At 66.7% G+C, this 20,278-nt stretch carries 21 protein-coding genes; 11 read left to right on the top strand and 10 right to left on the bottom strand.

What is annotated here, in order from left to right:
* Nucleotides 1–51: 51 nt before the first annotated feature.
* A complete protein-coding gene (locus NGM06_RS10035) occupies nt 52–933 on the bottom strand; it encodes a GHMP family kinase ATP-binding protein (protein ID WP_254266827.1) in 882 nt (293 codons plus the stop codon).
* A gap of 151 nt (nt 934–1,084) precedes the next feature.
* On the opposite strand from NGM06_RS10035, the gene pyrF reads away from it, so the two are divergent.
* The 3 genes from pyrF to NGM06_RS10050 all read left to right on the top strand — a co-directional run bounded on the left by pyrF (nt 1,085) and on the right by NGM06_RS10050 (nt 2,721).
* Nucleotides 1,085–1,894: an orotidine-5'-phosphate decarboxylase gene (gene pyrF / locus NGM06_RS10040; RefSeq protein WP_254266828.1), complete on the top strand. Its 810-nt coding sequence runs from the start codon at nt 1,085–1,087 to the stop codon at nt 1,892–1,894.
* 31 nt (nt 1,895–1,925) lie between these two features.
* Nucleotides 1,926–2,198, top strand: coding sequence for a DUF7520 family protein (locus tag NGM06_RS10045; RefSeq protein ID WP_254266829.1), 273 nt, complete (start codon nt 1,926–1,928; stop codon nt 2,196–2,198).
* 76 nt (nt 2,199–2,274) lie between these two features.
* Nucleotides 2,275–2,721 (top strand): GNAT family N-acetyltransferase, encoded by a 447-nt coding sequence (locus NGM06_RS10050; protein ID WP_254266830.1) that lies wholly within the window; start codon nt 2,275–2,277, stop codon nt 2,719–2,721.
* A gap of 6 nt (nt 2,722–2,727) precedes the next feature.
* On the opposite strand, the gene NGM06_RS10055 is transcribed toward NGM06_RS10050, so the two are convergent.
* From NGM06_RS10055 to NGM06_RS10065, 3 genes are all read right to left on the bottom strand, one after another.
* The gene (locus NGM06_RS10055) at nt 2,728–3,486 is read right to left on the bottom strand and encodes an SAM hydrolase/SAM-dependent halogenase family protein (protein WP_254266831.1); all 759 of its coding nucleotides are present in this window, start codon (nt 3,484–3,486) and stop codon (nt 2,728–2,730) included.
* Nucleotides 3,487–3,651: 165 nt separating this feature from the next.
* On the bottom strand, nt 3,652–4,227 hold the full coding sequence (locus NGM06_RS10060) for a diadenylate cyclase (protein WP_254266832.1): 576 nt from the start codon (nt 4,225–4,227) through the stop codon (nt 3,652–3,654).
* Nucleotides 4,228–4,287: 60 nt separating this feature from the next.
* Nucleotides 4,288–4,806, bottom strand: a complete 519-nt coding sequence (locus tag NGM06_RS10065) for a nicotinamide-nucleotide adenylyltransferase (protein ID WP_254266833.1) — start codon at nt 4,804–4,806, stop codon at nt 4,288–4,290.
* A 170-nt stretch (nt 4,807–4,976) separates the two neighbouring features.
* On the opposite strand from NGM06_RS10065, the gene lonB reads away from it, so the two are divergent.
* The 6 genes from lonB (at nt 4,977) to NGM06_RS10095 (ending at nt 10,546) form a co-directional block, all read left to right on the top strand.
* Nucleotides 4,977–6,989: an ATP-dependent protease LonB gene (gene lonB, locus NGM06_RS10070; RefSeq protein ID WP_254266834.1), complete on the top strand. Its 2,013-nt coding sequence runs from the start codon at nt 4,977–4,979 to the stop codon at nt 6,987–6,989.
* Between the two features lie 158 nt (nt 6,990–7,147).
* On the top strand, nt 7,148–7,348 hold the full coding sequence (locus tag NGM06_RS10075) for a hypothetical protein (protein ID WP_254266835.1): 201 nt from the start codon (nt 7,148–7,150) through the stop codon (nt 7,346–7,348).
* Between the two features lie 113 nt (nt 7,349–7,461).
* Nucleotides 7,462–8,229 (top strand): acyl-CoA synthetase family protein, encoded by a 768-nt coding sequence (locus tag NGM06_RS10080; RefSeq protein WP_254266836.1) that lies wholly within the window; start codon nt 7,462–7,464, stop codon nt 8,227–8,229.
* Nucleotides 8,230–8,253: 24 nt separating this feature from the next.
* Nucleotides 8,254–9,033, top strand: coding sequence for an aldo/keto reductase (locus tag NGM06_RS10085; RefSeq protein WP_254266837.1), 780 nt, complete (start codon nt 8,254–8,256; stop codon nt 9,031–9,033).
* Nucleotides 9,034–9,076: 43 nt separating this feature from the next.
* Nucleotides 9,077–9,478 carry an Ig-like domain-containing protein gene (locus NGM06_RS10090; protein WP_254266838.1) on the top strand — a complete coding sequence of 134 codons (402 nt, stop codon included), beginning with the start codon at nt 9,077–9,079 and terminating at the stop codon, nt 9,476–9,478.
* Nucleotides 9,479–9,592: 114 nt separating this feature from the next.
* On the top strand, nt 9,593–10,546 hold the full coding sequence (locus tag NGM06_RS10095; protein ID WP_254266839.1) for a mechanosensitive ion channel family protein: 954 nt from the start codon (nt 9,593–9,595) through the stop codon (nt 10,544–10,546).
* A gap of 55 nt (nt 10,547–10,601) precedes the next feature.
* Here NGM06_RS10095 and NGM06_RS10100 read toward each other — a convergent pair whose 3' ends face one another.
* The 4 genes from NGM06_RS10100 to dnaJ all read right to left on the bottom strand — a co-directional run bounded on the left by NGM06_RS10100 (nt 10,602) and on the right by dnaJ (nt 16,093).
* Nucleotides 10,602–12,668, bottom strand: a complete 2,067-nt coding sequence (locus NGM06_RS10100) for an AMP-binding protein (RefSeq protein WP_254266840.1) — start codon at nt 12,666–12,668, stop codon at nt 10,602–10,604.
* 103 nt (nt 12,669–12,771) lie between these two features.
* A complete protein-coding gene (locus NGM06_RS10105) occupies nt 12,772–13,653 on the bottom strand; it encodes a hypothetical protein (RefSeq protein WP_254266841.1) in 882 nt (293 codons plus the stop codon).
* 39 nt (nt 13,654–13,692) lie between these two features.
* Nucleotides 13,693–14,688, bottom strand: coding sequence for a CPBP family intramembrane glutamic endopeptidase (locus NGM06_RS10110; protein ID WP_254266842.1), 996 nt, complete (start codon nt 14,686–14,688; stop codon nt 13,693–13,695).
* 238 nt (nt 14,689–14,926) lie between these two features.
* On the bottom strand, nt 14,927–16,093 hold the full coding sequence (gene dnaJ / locus NGM06_RS10115; RefSeq protein WP_254266843.1) for a molecular chaperone DnaJ: 1,167 nt from the start codon (nt 16,091–16,093) through the stop codon (nt 14,927–14,929).
* 178 nt (nt 16,094–16,271) lie between these two features.
* On the opposite strand from dnaJ, the gene NGM06_RS10120 reads away from it, so the two are divergent.
* Both NGM06_RS10120 and NGM06_RS10125 read left to right on the top strand, forming a co-directional pair.
* Nucleotides 16,272–16,874, top strand: a complete 603-nt coding sequence (locus NGM06_RS10120; RefSeq protein ID WP_254266844.1) for a hypothetical protein — start codon at nt 16,272–16,274, stop codon at nt 16,872–16,874.
* Nucleotides 16,875–17,141: 267 nt separating this feature from the next.
* A complete protein-coding gene (locus NGM06_RS10125; protein WP_254266845.1) occupies nt 17,142–17,354 on the top strand; it encodes a hypothetical protein in 213 nt (70 codons plus the stop codon).
* A gap of 182 nt (nt 17,355–17,536) precedes the next feature.
* On the opposite strand, the gene dnaK is transcribed toward NGM06_RS10125, so the two are convergent.
* Entirely contained in the window at nt 17,537–19,450 is a 1,914-nt protein-coding gene (gene dnaK, locus NGM06_RS10130; protein ID WP_254266846.1) for a molecular chaperone DnaK, read from the bottom strand.
* A gap of 173 nt (nt 19,451–19,623) precedes the next feature.
* Nucleotides 19,624–20,250, bottom strand: coding sequence for a nucleotide exchange factor GrpE (locus tag NGM06_RS10135; protein WP_368410433.1), 627 nt, complete (start codon nt 20,248–20,250; stop codon nt 19,624–19,626).
* Between the last annotated feature and the right edge of the window lie 28 nt (nt 20,251–20,278).

A 20,278-nucleotide genomic window follows, 5' to 3' on the forward strand; every position in this document is an offset into this window, starting at 1 on the left:
TCGTACGAAGACGACGAGACGCTTAATGTCGGTGGCTGTCTCCGCCAGCGCTCAGCGCAGTTGCGCCCCCTCCGGGGAAACCTCGGTCCGGTTCGGCAGGACGCCCTCCGCGCCCACGGCGAACACCGTCTCGCCGACCATCGCCATGCTCGCGGTCCCACCCGCGGCCTCCACGTCCGCGACCGTCGCCCGAACCTCGTCGGTCGGCAGGTCGATGGCCTCGGCGAAGTCCCACGCCTCGCGGGTCAGACGCGCGAGCGAAGGGTCGTCGGGGAGCGCGTCGAGGGCGGCCGACCCCTCCCGCGCGACGGTGGCCATCAGGTCGTCGTCGGCAAGCGCCTCCTCGGTGGCGATGGGACCGAAACTGGCGTATTCGATGGGCGTCTCGCGGTCGTACTTCCGGGTGTCGCCGCCGTCGCCGACGACCAGACCGCCGCGGTTCTGGACGAACACGTCGCCGAGTCCGGTCCCGGCCTCGACCTCCGCGCGATGGGCGACTTCGACCAGTTCCTCGCGCGAGCGGCCCAGTCCGAACTCCGCGTTCGCGGCGATGGCGGTGGCGAGGGTGGCGGCCCCGCTCGCGCCGAATCCCCGGCCGATAGGCACCTCCGGAGTGAGGTCCACGCGGGCCGCGACGCCGTCGGTCCCCGATGCTTCCCGACGAGCCTCGTCGTCGCTCCGCTCGGACGAGACCCCGAGTTCACGGAGCGCCAGTTCCACGGGTTCGAAATCGGTCGGTTCACCCTCTACGGTGACTACCGACTCGTCGCCATTCGGTTCGTCGGAGCCCGGTCCGTCGGCGTCTCGTCGGTCAGAGCGCGTCACGTCCGCGAGGACGCCGTCAGCGATGGCGACGCTCGCGCCCTTCGACTGGTCGGCGGTCTCGGCGGGCGCGAAGACGGCGGTGACGCTTCCGGGGGCGAAGGCTCTCATGGCAGGAGATTGGTCGGAATCCCTTTTGAACCCTCGGGAGGCGGCGGTCCGCTCGGTAGAAGTCGGAGACGAGTCGTACCCGAGACCGCGATACCGCTCCCGTCGGCGCGAATTCGACGCTTTTGTATCCGCACCCGCGAAATCCGGACCAATGACCGCGTTCTTCGACCGACTCGCCGACCGAATCGCCGAAATCGACAGCATCGTGTCGGTGGGACTGGACCCCGACCCCGACCGCCTGCCCGACGAGGTACGGGACGCCGACCTGCCGCGCTGGGAGTTCAACCGCCGAATCATCGACGCGACTGCCGACCACGCCGCGGTGTTCAAGCCCAACGCCGCGTTCTACGAGGACGCCGACGGGTGGCGGGCGCTGGAGAAGACGGTCGAACACGCCCGCGCCGCCGGGGTTCCGGTCCTGCTCGACGCCAAGCGCGCCGACATCGGCAACACCTCCCGACAGTACGCGACGGTGCTGGACTCGGTGGACGCCATCACGCTCAACCCCTTCCTCGGTCGGGACGCGCTCGCGCCGTTCCTCGACCGCGAGACGGCCGGATGCTTCCTCCTCTGTCGGACCTCGAACCCCGGCGGCGCGGACGTGCAGGAACTCGAACTCGCCGACGGCGACCTCGTCTACGAGCGCGTGGCGGACCTCGCCAGCGAGTGGAGCGCGGAGGGCAACCGGAACGTGGGTCTCGTCGTCGGCGCGACCACCCCCGACGAACTCCGTTCGGTCCGCGAGCGCGTGCCCGACCTCCCGTTTCTCGTCCCCGGCGTCGGCGCGCAGGGCGGCGACGTCGAGGCCGCCGCGACCCACGCCACCGCGGCGAACGGCGCGGGACTGGTCAACTCCACGCGGGGCATCATCTTCGCCGGGGAGGACTCCGAGGCGGCCTTCGACGAGGCCGCCGAGGCGGCCGCGCGGGACCTCAAGGAGCGCCTGAACCAGTACCGATAGCCCTAATCGACGCGAGTCCGAACCACCGACCGTGAGCACTGAGTCCCGTATCTCCAGTCGCCCCATCTTCGCCGCGGTGGCGGTCGTCGTCGTCCTCGTGGCGGGCGGTATCGGCGCGGTCGTCGGCGCGTCCGGTCAGGAGCGCGCCGTGACGATGGACCTGTTGGGCGTGGTCTCGTTCGGCATGACGCCGCTGTCGATGGCCGCGTTCGGCATGCTCGTGACCGCGAGCGTGCTGGCAGTTCTCTTCACGCTCGTCAGCGTCGCGTCCAGGTACGACAACGAGGTCGGCGACCGCGCCTGACCGACGACCGGTGCGGACCGCAGGCGAGTCACGAACCGGCGAAACGTCCTTCTGGCCGCGCTCCGACGGCCTTCGCATGGTCGAGACCCGCGTCGAGGAACTGACCACCGAGGCGGAGTGGACCGCCGCGCTCCCGATTATGCGCCAACTCTGGACTGACGCGGACGAGGAGTTCGTCCGTTCGTGGGCCGACGAGGACGACTATCGACTGTTCGGTCTGCTCGCCGAGGCGGACGACGAATCGGCGTCGGAATGCGAACGGCTCGTCGCCGTCGCGGGAGTCTCGGTCCAGCGCGTCCTCCACCACGCCCGTCACGCGTGGGTACACGACTTCGTGGTGGACGAGAGCCACCGCGGTGAGGGGCACGGCGCGGAACTGCTCTCGTTCGTGGAATCGTGGGCCTCGGACCGCGACTGCGAGTACGTCGCGCTCGCGGTCAGGGAGGGTAACGACGCCGCGCTCGATTTCTACGAGTCCGAATCGATGGAGCGGTGGGGATACGTCGTCGAGAGGGAACTCTGAGCGTCGTTATTCCACTCGCACTTCGTCGCCGACCGAGACGCCGAACGCCTCGTCCCCGCGGCCGCGATTCACCGCCAACTCCACGTTTCCGTGGCTCCCGACCGTGACGAGTCGCTCGCCCGGTCCGACCTCGGCGTAGGCCCGCGCAACGGGCGCGGACTCGCCGCCGACGCTGACCTCCTCGCGCCCGTCCAGCAGTTCGCCGGGGAGGTTGGTGACGGCGTTGCCGAACCCGTCCACGACGAGAATCTCGCCGACCGCCGTCTCGCCGTCGAGCGATGGCTCCGGAAAGCGAAGGTCCTCGTACTCGCCGGTGAGGACGATGTCCTCGCGCTCGTGGAGGTTCGCGACGCCCGCTTCGTGGATTTCTGCCGCGGCGGGCGCGAACACGTCCCGTCCGTGGAACGTGGAGCTAGCCGGGTCGGCGTACTCGACCTCGAAGACCTCCATCTCGTCGCCCTCACGCGCGGCCAACTCGCGGGCGGCCGGGAGCAGGACGCCGTTGTCGGGACCGACGAGCGCGTGGTCACCCGCCCGGACCGCCAGCGCCGCGCGCTCGGTGCCGACGCCGGGGTCCACGACGACGAGGTGGACCGCGGGCGGGAAGTAGGGCAGGACCTCACGAAGCCAGAACGCCGCGGTCCGCACGTCCTGCCGGGGGAAGTCGTGGCCGACGTCCACCGGTCGCGCGTCGGTTCGCTGTAGCACCACGCCCTTCATCGCGGCCGGGTAGGGCGTCCCGAAGTCCGAAGCGAGCGTTATCATATCCGGCAGTTCAGTGCCGGTTCAGTAAAAGCGATTGGAACGCCGGTCTTCGAAACGCGCAGGCAGAAGGAGAGCCTCTCGACTCGTTCGACGGCGATACCGGGGACTTCCGACTCCTCGTTCACGTCCGAGCGTTCGACGGAGACGTCTCCGTCGAGTCGTGGCTCACTGATTGGTCCTGGCGTTCCACTCGCCGCCGAGTTCCGCCCGCGTGTCCGTCTCGAACGTCCCCCGCTGGAAGACCGTCACGCGCCCTGTCTCCTCGCTGAGCGTCAGCGTCGAGACGACGTTCGGGCGCGCCGACGTGTCGAGCGCGCTCATGTGACGCGCACCCATCCAGTCCTCGTAGTCAGCGGTCTCCGCGCTCGACGGGCCGGAATCGTCGGACCGCAGGTCCCGGAACCGCACCATCTGGCGCTGAATCACGTCGTCCACGCTGACGACGACGGCACCGTCCCGGGTTCGGGCGACGTCACGTGCGGTCTCGTAGAAGCCATCTAGCCTGTCACAGACGGTCCGACACCGGTTCACCGGCCAGTGGTTGCTCCCCATCGGGTCGGCGAACTCGGCCACTGTCGGCCCGGTCACGACGGCGACGTAGAGACCGGGGCCTTTCACGTGCCGCGCGTCCCACCTCTCGAACTCCAGACTGATGCTTTCGAGCGCGAAGACGAGGCAGTCGAGCAGTTCTCGGACGTTGGAGTGTGACTCGTAATCGATGCGGAGGTCGCCGTAGTCCATGTAGCATCTATCGGACGAACGGGCATAACCGGCGTGCCCATCGACACGCCTACCGCTCGCTCACTCCCCGTTGCTGTCCGAGTCGCTCACGCGCTGAATCCGCTCCAGACCGCCGGTCTCCTCCACGACTTCGACCACGGCGTCCGGGACCAACCTCTCCCAGTCGCCACCTTCGATCATCCGGTCGCGGACTTCCGTGCCCTCCAACACGTCGCGGTTGTACATCGGCGACTGGCGCACCTCGACGCCCGCCTCCTCGAAGAGTTGGATGACGAGGGGGTTGTTCGAGTACGCCACGTCGAAGTCGGGACTCATGCTCTGGACGTGGCTGACCCAGACGGAGTTTCGGTCTAAGTCCTCGATGGGCACGGCGTAGGTCACGAGGTCCGAGTCCACGAGCGACTTGGTGATCATCATGATTCGCTCGCCCGCGGTGAAGGGGTCGTGTTGGCTGTGGGAGTCGCCCGCACTCCCGATGCCCAGCACCAACTCGTCTACCTCCTCGGCGATGCTCTGGACCACGTTGTGGTGGCCGTTGTGGTACGGCTGGAAGCGACCGATGTAGAACCCGCGAGTCATACCTATCGTTGCACCGTGAGGTTTTATAAGGGTGGCGAGACGGAGCGTCCGGCGGAAACGAACTTCTCGGCGGCTCTCTCTGCGGTTTCGACGCGGCCTCTGCTGGCGAATCGAGGGAGAAAGTATATCAGTTCTCCAGCCTTCATTCCAGATACGCACAGGACAGCTCTATGAGTAAGGACACCGATAACGAAGCTCCGTCGCCGGAGCAGACGACCGAGCAACAAGACTCGGGATTCGAGGACCTCGGTAGCGACGTCGAACCCGACGTCGAAGACGAGGCCGCGGTCGAGGACGATCTGCTCGGCGGACTGGAGATCGAGAGTACCGACGAAATCGAGATTCCGGACCGACTGGTAGACCAGGTCATCGGACAGGACCACGCTCGGGACGTGGTCCAGAAGGCGGCCAAGCAGCGCCGCCACGTGATGATGATCGGGACGCCCGGGACGGGTAAGTCGATGCTGGCGAAGGCGATGAGCGAACTCCTGCCGAAGGAGGACCTTCAGGACGTTCTCGTCTATCACAACCCCGACGACGGTAACGAACCCAAAGTTCGGACCGTCCCGGCCGGGAAGGGTGAACAGATAATCGACGCCCACAAAGAGGAAGCCCGCAAGCGCAACCAGATGCGGTCGTTCCTCATGTGGGTCATCATCGCTATCGTGGTGGGTTACTCGCTGCTCATCGCTACCCGGCCGCTGCTGGGTATCCTCGCGGCTGGCGTCATCTACCTCGCCTTCCGCTACGGGTCGCGGGGGAACGACGCGATGATTCCGAACCTGCTGGTCAATCACGCCGACGAGTCCGCCGCGCCGTTCGAGGACGCCACGGGTGCCCACGCGGGCGCCCTGCTGGGCGACGTTCGCCACGACCCCTTCCAGTCCGGCGGGATGGAGACCCCGAGCCACGACCGCGTGGAGGCCGGGGCCATCCACAAGGCCAACAAGGGCGTGCTGTTCGTGGACGAGATCAACACCCTCGACATCCGGTCCCAGCAGAAGCTGATGACCGCGATTCAGGAGGGCGAGTTCTCCATCACGGGCCAGTCCGAGCGCTCCTCGGGCGCGATGGTCCAGACCGAACCGGTCCCCTGCGACTTCATCATGATCGCCGCGGGGAACATGGACGCGATGGAGAACATGCACCCGGCGCTCCGGTCGCGCATCAAGGGGTACGGGTACGAGGTGTACATGGACGACACCATCGACGACACCCCGGAGATGCGCCGGAAGTACACCCGGTTCATCGCTCAGGAAGTCGAGAAGGACGGCCGCCTGCCCCACTTCAACGAGGAGGCGGTCGAGGAGGTCATCCTCGAGGCTCAGCGCCGGTCGGGCCGCAAGGACCACCTCACGCTGAAGCTCCGGGACCTCGGCGGTCTGGTCCGCGTGGCGGGCGACATCGCCCGCGCCGCGAACAAGGACTACACCGGTCGCGAGGACGTGCTGCAGGCCAAGCGCCGGAGTCGGTCCATCGAGCAACAGGTCGCCGACGACTACATCGAGCGCCGGAAGGACTACGAACTCACCGTCAGCAAGGGTGAGGTCGTGGGCCGGGTCAACGGTCTCGCCGTGATGGGTCAGGACTCCGGTATCGTCCTGCCCGTGATGGCCGAGGTGACCCCCTCGCAGGGACCGGGCGAAGTCATCGCCACCGGTCAACTCAAGGAGATGGCTCAGGAGGCGGTCCAGAACGTCTCGGCCATCATCAAGAAGTTCAGTGACGAGGACATCACCGAACGCGACGTTCACATCCAGTTCGTGCAGGCCGGACAGCAGGGCGTGGACGGCGACTCGGCGTCCATCACGGTCGCCACGGCCGTCATCTCGGCGCTGGAGGACATCCCGGTCGCGCAGGACCTCGCCATGACAGGGTCGCTCTCGGTCCGGGGCGACGTGCTCCCGGTCGGCGGCGTCACGCACAAGATCGAGGCCGCCGCGAAGGCCGGACTCGACCGCGTCATCATCCCCGCGGCCAACGAGGACGACGTGATGATAGAGGAGGAGTACGAGGAGCAGATCGAGATCATCCCCGTCTCCCACATCAGCGAGGTCCTCGACGTGGCGCTCGCGGGCGAACCCGAGAAGGACGGTCTCGTGGACCGCCTCAAGAACATCACCGGGTCCGCACTCGAACACGACGTCGGTCGCTCGGGAACCGGCAGTCCGAGTCCGCAGTAGCGTTCTTCTGATTTCGCTTCTTTCGATTATCGCGACTCCCTCGGAGCGGCCGCCGTGCTTCGGTATCCGGAGAGAAGGGCCACGGCGGTTCCGTGGGTCGTCGCCCGCCCTCGGAAGCGACAAACATATCTTGGACGCGACCTGTCTTTCGGACTGATATGGCACTCAAGAAGAGCCTCCTGAAGGGGCTGGTCGTGTTCGCCGTCGTGACGCTGTTGGTGCGCAAACTTGGCGGCGAGCGGTTCGCTACGCGGGTCGGCGTCGTAACCGGCGGATCGATTGCGGTGCGGTCGTTGCTGTCTGCGGACGACGCCGACACCGAAATCGAGTTCGAGGACGAGGCCAGCGTCGCGGAGTGACGAGTCGAGCATCGGAATCGCCTGACGGCCGTCCGGATTCGGACCTCGCTCGAACCCTCGGACGGTCCGTCGAACCGACATCCCTTTTCGCGCACTGGTCTAACCCCCCGACCATGGACGCACTCGGCGACATCGTGGCCCGGGACCGGCGGTCCGACGACCCCGCGCTCGTCGCGCCCCGAGGGAACCGTCACTACGACTACCGCCGGTTCTGTAACACGGCGTGGAAGACCGGCAACTACTGGCGCAGGCGCGGGGTCCACGAGGGGGCGACCGTGGCGGTCGCGGACGACCCCGAACCCGAGACCGTCTTCTCGTTTCTCGGCGCGGCGCTGTTAGGTGCGAAGACGCGGTTCGGCCTCTCCGACAGTTCCGGCGGAGACGCCGACGGCTTCGACGCTCGCCTCGTCGTCGCCCCCCGCGACGAAATCGGTGACTACGACGTGTCGCCGGGGACCCAGCGCGTCGCCTACGGCGGGCCGCCCGACGACCCCGCGGTCGCGCACTTCGAGCGCGACGTGTGGAGCGAGAACCCCTCGTTCCCCGACACGCCCATCGACCCGGAGACGGTCGCAATCGTGGCTGGCGACGAGCGCGACGGGTCACCCGCCGACGCCGTCCGCGAGTTCTCGCACGCCGAGGTCCTCGCGGCGGCCCGCAGGGTCGCCGACGACTGGGAACTCGCGCCCGGCGACGAGGTGGCGGTCCGCGCTCCGTTCTCGGTCCCCGGAACGGTCGTTGCGGGCGTGGTCGCGCCCCTGCTCGCTGGCGCGGCGGTTCTCCTCCCGGACGACGACGCGACGGGCGACTTCGCCGTCGCGCAGGGCGACGCGCCCGAGGAGGGAGGCGTCCTCGGTCCCGCCGACGTTCGGTTGGACTAACTACCCGGGCGCGAACGTCGAGGTATGAGCGACGAACTGCTCCGACCGGAGCCGAACATCGGACTCGGGACGATGGGTATCGACGACGCCGAGCGCATCGCGGCGGCGATAGAGACTGGGTATCGACACCTCGACACCGCCCAGATATACGAGAACGAGGGCGTCGTGGGTCGCGGGGCCGAGCGCGCCCCCGTCGAGCGCGCGGACCTCTCGCTGGCGACGAAGGTGTGGGCAGACAGCCTCGCGCACGAGGACGTGCTCGCCAGCACGCGCGAGAGCCTCGACCGACTCGGCGTCGGGTACGTCGATCTGCTCTACGTCCACCGACCCATCGACACCTACGACCCCGAGGAGACGCTGTCGGCGTTCGACCGACTCCGCGACGAGGGCCGGGTCCGCGCCGTGGGCGTGAGCAACTTCGACGCCGAACAGGTGGCCGAGGCCCGCGAGATTCTCGACGCGCCCCTCGCGGCGAATCAGGTGGAGATGCACCCCCTCTACCGGCAGGCGGACCTGCTCGCCGACGCACAGCGTCACGACTACGCGCTCGTGGCGTACTCGCCGCTCGCGCAGGGCGAGGCGTTCGACCTCCCCGAGGTTCGGGACGTCGCCGAGAAGCACGACGCGACGCCCGCGCAGGTCAGTCTGGCGTGGCTGGCGGAGAAGGACAACGTCGTCCCGATTCCGCGGTCGGCCAGCGACGACCACCTCCGGGAGAATCTCGCGGCGCTCGACCTCGACCTCGACGCCGAGGACGTGGCGAAAATCGAGTCGATAGACCGCGAGAAGAAGCTGTTCGAGTGAGCTGGCAGAAAGCTTATCACTCCGCTCCGCCGACTCTTCGGCGATGGCCGACTCGGTGTTCTGGAAGGGATTGGCCCTGCTTTTCCTCGTCTTCGCGGTCCTCGTCGGCACGGTCGTGGCGTTCGGGTTCCTCGGGTTCGGTCAGTCGCCACCGCCGATGGACGACCTCCGCGTCTCGAACGACGACGACACGAATCACACCGTCGACCTCAGAATCGTCGCCGCGAACGGGTCGGTCTCCTTCGAGCGGAGCGTCCGCCTCGGTTCTGCCGAACGCGTCTCGTTCGACGGAACGACGAAACGCGGCAGCGAGTACCGACTCCGCGTCGCGGTGGACGACCGAGAACCGGAGTCGTTCGAAATCAGTGGGCAGGACGACCTGTGTACGACGGCGGTCCGGGTCGAGGCGAACGCGACGGTCGAGGTCGTGACGAGTTGCGCCTGACTAACCCGGGAACGGTGGCTCACGGTAGTCGTCGCTCGATTCGGCAGTTCGTACGGCCGTCTCTCCACGACCGACTTGCGAAGAGTTTTACCCGCGTCGTCCGAGTCGGCCACCATGCTCCGCTCCGTCGAGCGTCTCTCCCTGCTCTCGGCCGTCGTTCTCGCGCTCGCGGCGGGCGTCGTCGCCAAGTTAGATTTCGCTCCTCTCACCGTCTCCGGTCTGCCCGTGGTGGACGTGCTGACGAAGGCCCTGCTCGTCGGAGCCATCGTCACGGCCGCCTACGGCGTCTACAGCCTCACGTTCGAGGCGGTCGTGGAGCGAACGACGAGCAAGCGCCGCCGACACGACGCCCGGAACGTGTTGCGACTCGTCTTCGTCGCCGTCACGGCGGTCGCCATCTTCGGCGTCCTGACCGCCCAGTGGGTCGGCGTGCTGTTCTCGCTGGGCGTGGTCGGTTTCGCGGTCACGTTCGCGCTCCAGCAACCGCTGTTCTCGCTCATCGGGTGGTTCTACATCGTCGTCAAGCGCCCGTACCACGTCGGCGACCGGGTCGCCATCGAGGGGTCGAAGGGCGACGTGGTGGACGTGGACTTCTTCGTGACGACGCTCTGGGAGATAAACGGCGAACTGGTCTCCTCCAACCAGCCGTCGGGACGGACCATCACGCTACCGAACAGCGTCGTCCTCTCCTCGCACGTCTACAACTACTCGTGGGAGGAGTTCCCGTACGTCTGGAACGAACTGGGCGTGCAGGTCGCCTACGAGACCGACCTCGCGTTCACCAAGGCCGTGATGGAACGAGAGGCCGAGGAGCTGCTCGGCGAGGAGATGCGGTCCCAGATACGACAGTACCGCGAGCGACTCGACGAGACGCCGGTCGAACTCGAAGTCCGGGACGGGCCGACGGTGAACGTCCGACAGGAGGAGTCGTGGGTGGACCTTCGACTGCGGTATCTGGTCCATCCCAAGCGCGGCACGCAGGTCCGGAACGAACTCTACGACCGAATCCTGTCGTCGCTAAACGAGCATCCCGACAGAGTGGACTTCCCCGTCAGTCGGAATCGGTAGTCGGTTTCCGGTCGAGTCGGCGCGACGAATCGGGCGACGAGTCGCTCGCGGGCGGTCACTCCGCCGCTTCGAGGTCGTCCAGCGCCTCGGGGTTCTCGATGGAGGACATGTCGCCCAAGTCCTCGCCGGTGTAGGTGGCCTCGATGGCGCGTCGGATAATCTTGCCCGACTGGGTCTTGGGGAACTCCGAGACGAACAGTACTTCGCGCGGCCGGAACGGCTTGCCGAGTTCGTCGCCGACCTGCTCGCGGAGTGCCTCGCGGAGGTCGTCGCTCGCCTCCACGCCGTCTTCGAGGACGACGTAGGCGACCACGGCCTGCCCGGTGGTGTCGTCGGGGACGCCCACGGCGGCGGCCTGATTGACCGCGTCGTGGTCCATGAGCGCGCCCTCGACCTCCGCGGGACCGACCTTCCGGCCCGCCACGTTGATGGCGTCGTCGGCGCGGCCGTGGAGGAACCAGAAGCCGTCCTCGTCCTTCTGCGCCCAGTCGCCGTGGTCCCACAGCGGCGGGTCCTCGAACGTGGACCAGTACTCGTCGAGATAACGTTCGTCGCCCGACCAGAGGCTCTTGGTCATCGAGGGACAGGAGTCTCGCGCGACGAGGAACCCGCGCTCGTGGGTGTCGGCGATGGACTCGCCCTGCGAGTTCACGATGTCGATGTCCATCCCGAGACCGGGACCGCCGAGCGTGCAGGGCTTGAGCGACTGGATGGGCATCGGCATGAGGAAGCAGCCCATGATCTCGGTGCCGCCCGAGATGTTGATGATGGGCGCTTCGCTCCCGCCGACCTTCTCGTAGAACCACTGCCAACTCTCGGGGTCCCACGGTTCGCCCGTCGAACCGAGCAGGCGGAGCGTCGAGAGGTCGTGCTTCTCGACGTGTTCGTCGCCGTACTTCCGCAGCGCGCGAATCGCCGTGGGTGAGATACCGAACGTCGAGATGCCGTGGCGGTCTATCATCTCCCAGAAGCGGTCGGGTTCGGGGTGGTCGGGCGCGCCCTCGTACATGAAGACGGTGCCGCCGAAGGCGTGGTTGCCGATGAGCGTCCACGGCCCCATCATCCACCCGATGTCGCTGACCCAGAAGAAGCGGTCCTCGGGCTTGTGGTCGAAGCCGAAGTAAATCTCCTTGGCGGCCTGCATCAGGGCACCGGCGTGGGTGTGGACGATGCCTTTCGGCTTGCCGGTGGTCCCCGAGGAGTACAGCAGCATCGACTCGTCGGAGGAGTCGAGCGACTTCGTCTCGTACTCGTCGGACTGGCTCTCGACGGCGTCGTCCCACCACTCGTCGCGGGAGTCTACCCACGGGATAGCGGTCTCGTCGCCGCCTCGTTCGCGCGTTCCGAATCTATCGTAGACGATAGTGTGTTCGACGTGGCCCGCCTGTTCGATGGCCTCGTCGGCGGTGCCCTTCAGAGACACCTCGCTGCCCCGCCGGTAGAAGCCGTCGGCGGTGAACAGCACCGAACACTCGGGGTCCTCGATACGGGTCGCGGTGGCGTCCACGCCGAACCCGGAGAAGATGGGCACCGCGATAGCGCCGACCTTGAACGCGCCGTAGAGGATGGAGATGACCTCGGGCACCATCGGCATGTAGAGACCGACCGTGTCGCCCGCCCCGACGCCGCGCTCTTCGAGGGCGTTGGCGACCTTGTTGGACTGGCGGTGGAGTTCGTGGAAGGTAATCTCCCGGACCTCGCCGTCCTCGCCCTCCCAGAGGCAGGCGACCTTGTTCCGGGTCTCGCTGTCCGGCGCGGCGTGGCGGTCCACCACGTTGTGCGCGACGTTGAGTTCGCCGCCGGGGTACCACTCCGAGAACTGCGGGCCCCCGCGGCTCGCGGTTTCACCGCTCGCGTTTTCCGGGGCGCTCCGCGCCCCGCTATCGTCCCGGACCCCGTCGTAGTCCTCGTAGAAGTCGATGCCGAGGTACTCGACCATCTCGTCCCAGAACCACTCCACGCCGGACTCCTCGACCCCCGACATCTCGGTGGTGGTCCGGTCTATCAACTCGTCGTAGTCCTCGATGCCGTACTCCTGCATGAACTGGTAGACGTTCGTCGATTCCACGAACTCCTCGCTGGGTTCGTGGACGACCTCGTCCACGTCTTCGAGCGTATCCATGGTGTCCTCCGTGTGGCAAATGTTGCGGGGGTCCGCAAAGTAGTTTGCTTCCTCACCGCACCCTCGGGCGTCTGTTCGCTCCCGAGCGGAACTATCGCCGGACCTAATCCCGCCGCGGGAGGAATCGGTCCAGCGCCGCCGCGACCGCTTCGGGGTCGTCCACGTCGTCGGGGTCCCGGCGTACGTCCCGGACTCCCCGAGGTGACCACCCCGAACGCCGGACGACGATGGCCGTCTCGGTCACGTCGTAGCTCTCGTAGGCCGACCACGGGCGCAACCGCTTGTGGACCGGACTCCCGGTTACCAGTCCCGCCTTCGAGATCCGGACCTCGCGCTCGTTCGTCGCGCCGTAGAGTCCCGCCGCCATCGGGACGAGTATCTGGAACAGCCAGCGGAGCGGGTCGAAGTCGAAGTGTATCCCGACCCCGAAACCGAGTACACCGGCGACGAACAGGCCGCCCGCCGCCCGCTTCGCGCGCACTCTGTCGCGCTCCGGCGCGCGGGCGTCGAACTCGACCTCCGCCGGAGCGTCGCGGAGGACCGCCTTCACGTGTCGGTTGTGCGACGCCGCGACGACACCGATGCCGCCGACGAGACCGAACATCGCCGCGAGGGTTGCGACGAGACCCACCGGGCCGGGGAGGGTGCTACCGGTGAGGGCCGCGACGAGCGGCAACGCGAGGTACGCGAGAGGGACGACTATCGCGGCCCACACCCAGCGCGTCGCCCCGAGACGGACGGCCAGCGACTCTCGACGAGCGACACGTCCGACCGCCCCGGCCACGACGACTGCGGTGCCGAGGAGGACGAAGAACAGGACGCCGGGTCCGGCCGCCGTCCGGAGCGCGACCCCGACGAGCACCGCCGGGGTGACCAGTGTCGCGGCGTAGAGACCGACTAGGAAGCCGAAGAATCCGTCTCTCGCGGGGGTCTCCGCTGACTCGTCGGCGGCGGTCGTGTCGCGGGGTGACGGGTCGGAGTTCACTGTCGGTTCGAGCTACTTCCGGAACTGGTAAAATTGTTCTCACGTCCACTCGACGCCGAGACCTTCGTGGACGACGAACTCCAGCGCGTTGACGAGGTAGTGGGCGACGACGACGACCAGCAGACTCCCCGAGAGCACGAACGCGGCCGCCAGCGCGAACCCGAGGAGTCCGGTGACTGCGACCCCGCCGGGTCCCTGTGCGCCGTGACCGACGGCGAACGCCGCCGTCGAGAACGCCGCGAGCAACCACGGCGAGACACCGAACCCCGTGGCGAACGCGCCGACGAGCGCCGCGCGGAACAGCAGTTCCTCGAAACCCGCGATGACGGGGAGGACGACCACCAGCAGCACCGCCCACCCGCCGAGCGTGTCGGGCGCGAGCGCCTCCCGGAGACCCTCGGAGTAGTCGACGCCCGCGGCGTCCGCGACGGTCGTACTCAGTTCGTTGGCGGCGTACAGCGCGACGCCGACCGCCGCCCCGACCCCGACGGCGGGGAGACCGACGCTCCACGGGTCGCCGAGGCGGACGCCGAGCGCGGCGAGGGGAACGTCGGCGAGCCACGCCGCGGCGACGATTGCCGCACCGAGCAGTCCTTGGCTGAACGCGACGTTCGCCAACAGTGCGCTGGTCGAGACGTTCACGTCGTCCTGCGCGCCGCCCGCCCGCTCCTCGGACACTGCCTCGGGAGGAGAATCCTCGGTCGTCGGTTCTCGCGCTCGCCGGGCGTCGGCTTCGGCCCGGTTCTCGCCCCACGGCGAGTCTTCGCCGCTCCGACCGGTCTCGTCGCTCCACGGGTCCGACTCGTCGCCGAGGATTCTGCGCTCGTGTCGTTTCTTCCCGGTGTCGGCGTGTTGCTCGATGCGGGCCGCGCCGGTCGCGGGAACGCGAGACTCCGCCTCGTCGGTTGCAGGTCGGTCGTCGGCCGTTTCGGGGTCCTCGAACATCGCTTGCGAGGCCCGCGCGAGGACGATGAGCAGTCCGAGGACGAACATCGTGACGGCGGCGAACGACGGGTACTTCGGCGCTGGCGGCATCGGTCGAACGTACGAAGTCCGGGGACAAAAATCGGTGGCCTGTCGCGGGGTGACCACGGAGCGCCGAGGCGAACTCGCTCGGGTCGAGACACGCCACCAGTTGGTCGCGCTTTTCGGTATAAACTCTCGGCGGCTCGATACATCGGTCGCTGTCCGGAGAGTAGTCTACGCTACTCTGGAACGGAACTCGACTCGAAGAACCGGAACTGTCGTCGAAGGCGCTCGAAAGAGCGTGGCTTCAGAGGCTGTTCTTTATCTTCTCGAAGAAGCCCTCGTCCACGCTGACCTCCTCGCCACCGGCCTCGGCGAACTGCTCCAGCGCCTCCTCCTGCTCCTGATTGAGGTCGGAGGGCGTCACGACCTGCACTTGGACGTAGAGGTCGCCCTGCCCCCGCCGCCGCAGGCGCGGCATTCCTTTGTCCTTCAGGCGGAAGGTTTCGCCGCTCTGGGTTCCGGCGGGCACGTCCATCTCGACGGTCCCGTCGAGGGTCGGAACCTCGACGGTGTCGCCGAACGTCGCCTGCGGGAACGAGATGGGTTCCTGCCGGTGGAGGTCGTCGCCGTCGCGCTCGAAGTCGGGGTGGTCCTCGACTTCGACTTCGATGAGCAGGTCGCCGTTCGGCCCGCCGTTCGGGCCGGGCGCGCCCTCGCCTTCCATCTGGAGGCTCTGGCCCGACTGGATACCGGCGGGGACTTCGACCGAGAGGGTGGCCTCCCGCCGGACCGTGCCGTCGCCGCCGCAGGTCGAACACGTCTCGGCGTAGATTTCGCCCTCGCCGCCGCAGTGGCGACAGGTCTGGGTCTGCTGGACGCGGCCGAGCGGGGTCTGCTGGACCTGCGTGACCTGTCCGCGGCCATTACACTCCTCACAGGTGTGTGAGTCGGTTCCCGGCGGGTGCCCCTCGCCGTCGCAGTCGTCACAGCGCTCGGGCCGCCGGACGCTGACCTGCTTCTGGACGCCCTCGTAGGCGTCTTCGAGGTCGATGGTCAGGCGCGTCCGGAGGTCCTGTCCCTTCTGTGGCCGGTTGGACTGGCGGCCGCGACCGCCGCCGCCGAAGAACTGCTCGAAGATGTCGCCCATGCCGCCTTGACCGCCCATTCCACCGCCGAACGGGCCGCCGCCGCCCATACCGCCGCGGCCAGCGCCGCCAGCGCCGCCGTCGAAGCCGCCGCGCTTCTCGGCCTGCTCGAAGCGCTCGTGGCCCATCTGGTCGTAGGCTTGGCGCTTCTCCTCGTCGGTCAACACTTCCTTCGCCTTCTGGAGCTTCTTGAACTTCTCTTCGGCGTTCGGGTCGTCGCTCACGTCGGGGTGGTAGTCGGTCGCCTTGTCGCGGTAAGCCGATTTTATCTCGTCCTCGTCGGCGTCCCGACTCACGCCGAGTATGTCGTAGAAATCCTCGCTCATTCGTTATCCGTTGATATGCGACTGACCCACTTTAAAAACGCGGGTTAGACCGACAGCGAGTCCCTCGGTCGGCGGGGAGGCCACCGTCGTCGGCGTGTCCGCCGCAACCGCCGACACTATATGTTGCAAATAATTAGGCACATATTATAAATATTTTAAAGATAACAATTTTCGTGCAATGTCATCAGATGCTCCACCGAGCAAGCAATCGCTGCTCGAACGCGCGACGTTCGGAAACGTAACCGAGACCTCGGCGTCCCGCCGAAGCGTCGTCGGCGGTGTCTTGGCCGCCGTCGGTTCGATAGTCGGGGTCTCCGGTCTCGCTGGCGCGAGCGAGAGAGGCCCATCGACCGACGTCTCCCGCATGCAGGAACGCGCCGTCACCGCACAGTATCGCTCGCCGGAGGCAGTCCGAGACGCGTTCCGCGACCACGAGGACCTGCTGGCAGAAGTCGCCGCCGACGGGTACCTCGATAGCCACTCGGCCGCGGACCTCGACCTCGCGGAACTGGAGGACCCGGCCGCTGGCGACACTCTCGACGGCGTCAAGTTCACTGCCCGACGAATCGACGGCGCGGTTCGGCCCGAAATCGTACTCGTGCGCGATTACGGTGACGAAGTGCTGAACGTCGGACTCTTCCCCGAAAGCGGTGAGCGGTTCTACACCGTCAACGACACCGACGGACCGACGACCGACGACCACTACGACTGTCCGAGCGGAACGACGTGCTGTGGGTGCTGTCAGCCCGACGGCTGTCACTTCTGTTGCGTCTGCTGTTAGAACAGTGTCGTCCCCGAGAGTACTCGGGGACCGCGAACCCCACTCGTCGCTTCTCCTCGCCGGTCAGCACTTCCTTTGCCTTCGTAATCGGGTCTGCCACTTGAGGGGACCGGGTTCCTACGAACCCGACGCGAAGCGAGCGAATCGCGCGTGCGTCGCTTATTCTGGGTCGAACCTCGTATCTGTCCGCTCGACCGAGGGCGTTCACGTTTTCGTGTAAGTAAAATTTATAAATCTAGAACAAAAATTACTGGTGAGTGGTAGACAATGGATATCAAACGACTCGCTATCACGCTCGTACTCGCACTGTGCCTCGTCACCGCCGGTAGTGGCGGCGTCTCCGCCGCTGACGTCGGCACCGACGACTGCATGCCCGCGCAAGGCAGTTCCGTCACTACGCAATCCGACGTAGGGACGCAGGGCTGTACTGCACCCATCTGCGGAAGTTGGTGTTACGACTCGGTCGCCGCCGAGCCGTAATCGCGCGATAGAGAACGCTCTTTTCGTCCGCTCGGTAGCGTCGCTCTGCCCCGGAGAACGCTGGCCGGAGTACAGCCGAGACGAACCGATAACGGGGCGACCATCCGAGTCGTCGCGACCGCACAGAACGCGAGAAAACGAAAGTCCGCAGGAGTCGTCTCAGTGAGACTCGTCGTTGGTCGCTACTGTTCGCCTTCCTCGTCGTCGTCCACGTCCTCGAAGTCGGCGTCGACGTACTCCTCGTCGTCGCCAGCGCCAGCACCGCCGGGTCCGGCCTGACCGCCCATGCCGCCCGGTCCAGCGCCTGCTGCGCCGCCGGGACCTGCGCCCGCACCGCCAGCACCGGCTTGGGCCTGCTGCTGGTACATCTGCTTGCCGATCTCCTGCAGCGCGTCGCTCAGGCTCTCGGTCGCGTCTTCGAGGTCCTCCTTCGTGGCGTCCTCGTCTCCGAGGACCTCCTGCACGCTCTCGATTTCCGTCTCGATGTCCTCGCGGAGGTCGTCGTCTACGTTCTCCTCGTTCTCGTCGAGCAGGGTCTCGGCGCGCTGGACCGCGCTCTCGGCCTCGTTGCGGGCCTCGATGCGCTCGCGGCGCTGTTGGTCCTCCTCTTCGTGTTTCTCGGCTTCTTCCTGCATCTGCTCGATCTGCTCGTCGGAGAGACCCGCGCCGCCCTCGATGGTGATCTCCTCGGAGTTACCCGAGCCCTGGTCCTCGGCCGTAACGTTGACAATGCCGTTCTCGTCGATGTTGAATCCGACCTCGATTTGGGGCGTTCCGGCCGGAGCAGGCGGGATGCCCGTCAGTTGGAACTCGCCGAGCAGTTCGTTCTCCTCGGCGATTTCGCGCTCGCCCTGGAAGACACGAACCTGCACGGAGGTCTGGTTGTCCGCGGCCGTGGTGAACACCTTCGACTCCTCGGTCGGAATCGTGGTGTTCTTGTCGATGAGACGCTCGAAGAGACCGCCCTTGACCTCGATACCGAGCGAGAGCGGCGTCACGTCGAGCAGGACGATGTCGTCCACGTCGCCCGAGAGGACCCCGCCCTGAATCGCCGCGCCGAGCGCGACGGCCTCGTCGGGGTTGACGTTCTTCTTCGGCTCTTGGCCGGTCATCTCCTCGACCTGCTCTTGGACCTGTGGCATCCGGGTCGAACCGCCGACCAAGATGACCTCGTCGATGTCGCTCTTCGAGTAGCCCGCGTCTTCGAGCGCCTGCTCCGTCGGGCCGACGGTGCGCTCGATGAGGTCCGAGGTCAGACTCTCGAACTTCGCGCGAGTGATGCTGTCTTCGAGGTGGACCGGACCGGAGTCGGTCGCCGTGACGAACGGGAGGTTGATGTCGGCCTCCTTCCGAGAGGAGAGTTCGATTTTGGCCTCTTCGGCCGCGTCCTTCAGGCGCTGGAGGGCCTGTCGGTCCTCGCGGAGGTCGATGCCGTGGTCGTTCTCGAACTCGTCGGCGAGGTAGTCGATGATGGCCTCGTCCCAGTCGTCGCCGCCGAGGTCGTTGTCACCGTTGGTGGCGACGACCTCGTAGACGCCGCCGCCGAGGTCAAGGATGGACACGTCGAAGGTGCCGCCCCCGAGGTCGTAGACGAGGACGGTCTGGTCGGACTCGTCGTCCAGTCCGTACGCCATCGACGCGGCGGTCGGTTCGTTGACGATGCGTTCGACCTCGAACCCGGCGATCTCGCCGGCGTCCTTGGTCGCCTGACGCTGCTTGTCGTTGAAGTAGGCGGGGACCGTGATGACCGCCTTCTCGACGTCGTCGCCGAGGTACTCCTCGGCGTCGCGCTTTATCTTCTGGAGGATCATCGCCGAGATCTGCTCGGGAGTGTAGTCCTCCCCGTCTATCTCGACGGTGTAATCCTCCTCGCCCATGTGACGCTTGATGGACTGAATCGTGCGTTCGGGATTCTGAACCGCCTGGTTCTTGGCGGGTTTCCCGACGAGGCGCTCGCCGTCGTCGAAGGCGACGACCGAGGGCGTGGTGCGGTCGCCCTCGCTGTTGACGATAATCTCCGGGTCGCCGCCCTCCATGACCGCGAACGCGCTGTTCGTGGTGCCGAGGTCGATGCCCAGAATCTTGTTGCTCGCCATCTTGTTCGATACGTTGCGGGTTCTTCCGTTTAAGCCTTGCTAGTCTCGGCGTACGGGCCGTCTCGGCGATTCGACTGCCGTCTTGCGGTTTTACTGATAGCCCGTGCCCGTGAATGACATACTTATATATCCGACCGCAATTCCACTCCTGAGTCGCACTCCCCCTCGGCGACTCACTCCCCGCCGTTGCCGTCGCTGACGGTGACCTGCGCGGTCCGGAGGACCTTCCCGGCCATCTCGTAGCCGGGTTGATACACGTCCGCGACGGTTCCTTCCGGTTGGTCGCTCTCGACCTGCATCATCACTTCGTGGCGCTGGGGGTCGGTCTCGACGCCGGGTTCGGGCGCGATCTCCTCGACGTCCTCGCCCTCGAACACGCGGTCCAACTCCTTCAGCGTCATCCGAACGCCCTCCTTTACGCTCTCGACGTCCTCGTGGTCGGACTCGACGGCGCGCTTCAGATTGTCGCGCACGTCGAGCATGTTCTCCACGAGGTCCTCGGTCGCGCGGTCTTTCATCTGCTCTTGGCGCTTCTTGGCGCGCTTCTTGTAGTTCTGGAAGTCGGCCTGCTTGCGCTTGAGTTTGGACTCGAAGTCGTCGGCCCGCTCCTCGGCCTCTCGCTTGTCGGCTTCGAGTTCGGCGAGGTGGTCTTCGAGGTCGGTGGCGAGTTGTGCGTCCTCGGTCGCGACTTCGGCGACGAGTTTGGTGCTCTCCGGGCCGAGCGAGTCCCCTCGGTCGGCGTCGGTGTCCTCCGTCTCGGCTTCGTCCCGCACCTGCTCGGTGGCTTCCTCGTCGGTCATATGCGGTACAAACGGTTGGGCGCGTTTA

Source organism: Halorussus aquaticus, from assembly GCF_024218795.1.
GTDB lineage: Archaea > Halobacteriota > Halobacteria > Halobacteriales > Haladaptataceae > Halorussus > Halorussus aquaticus.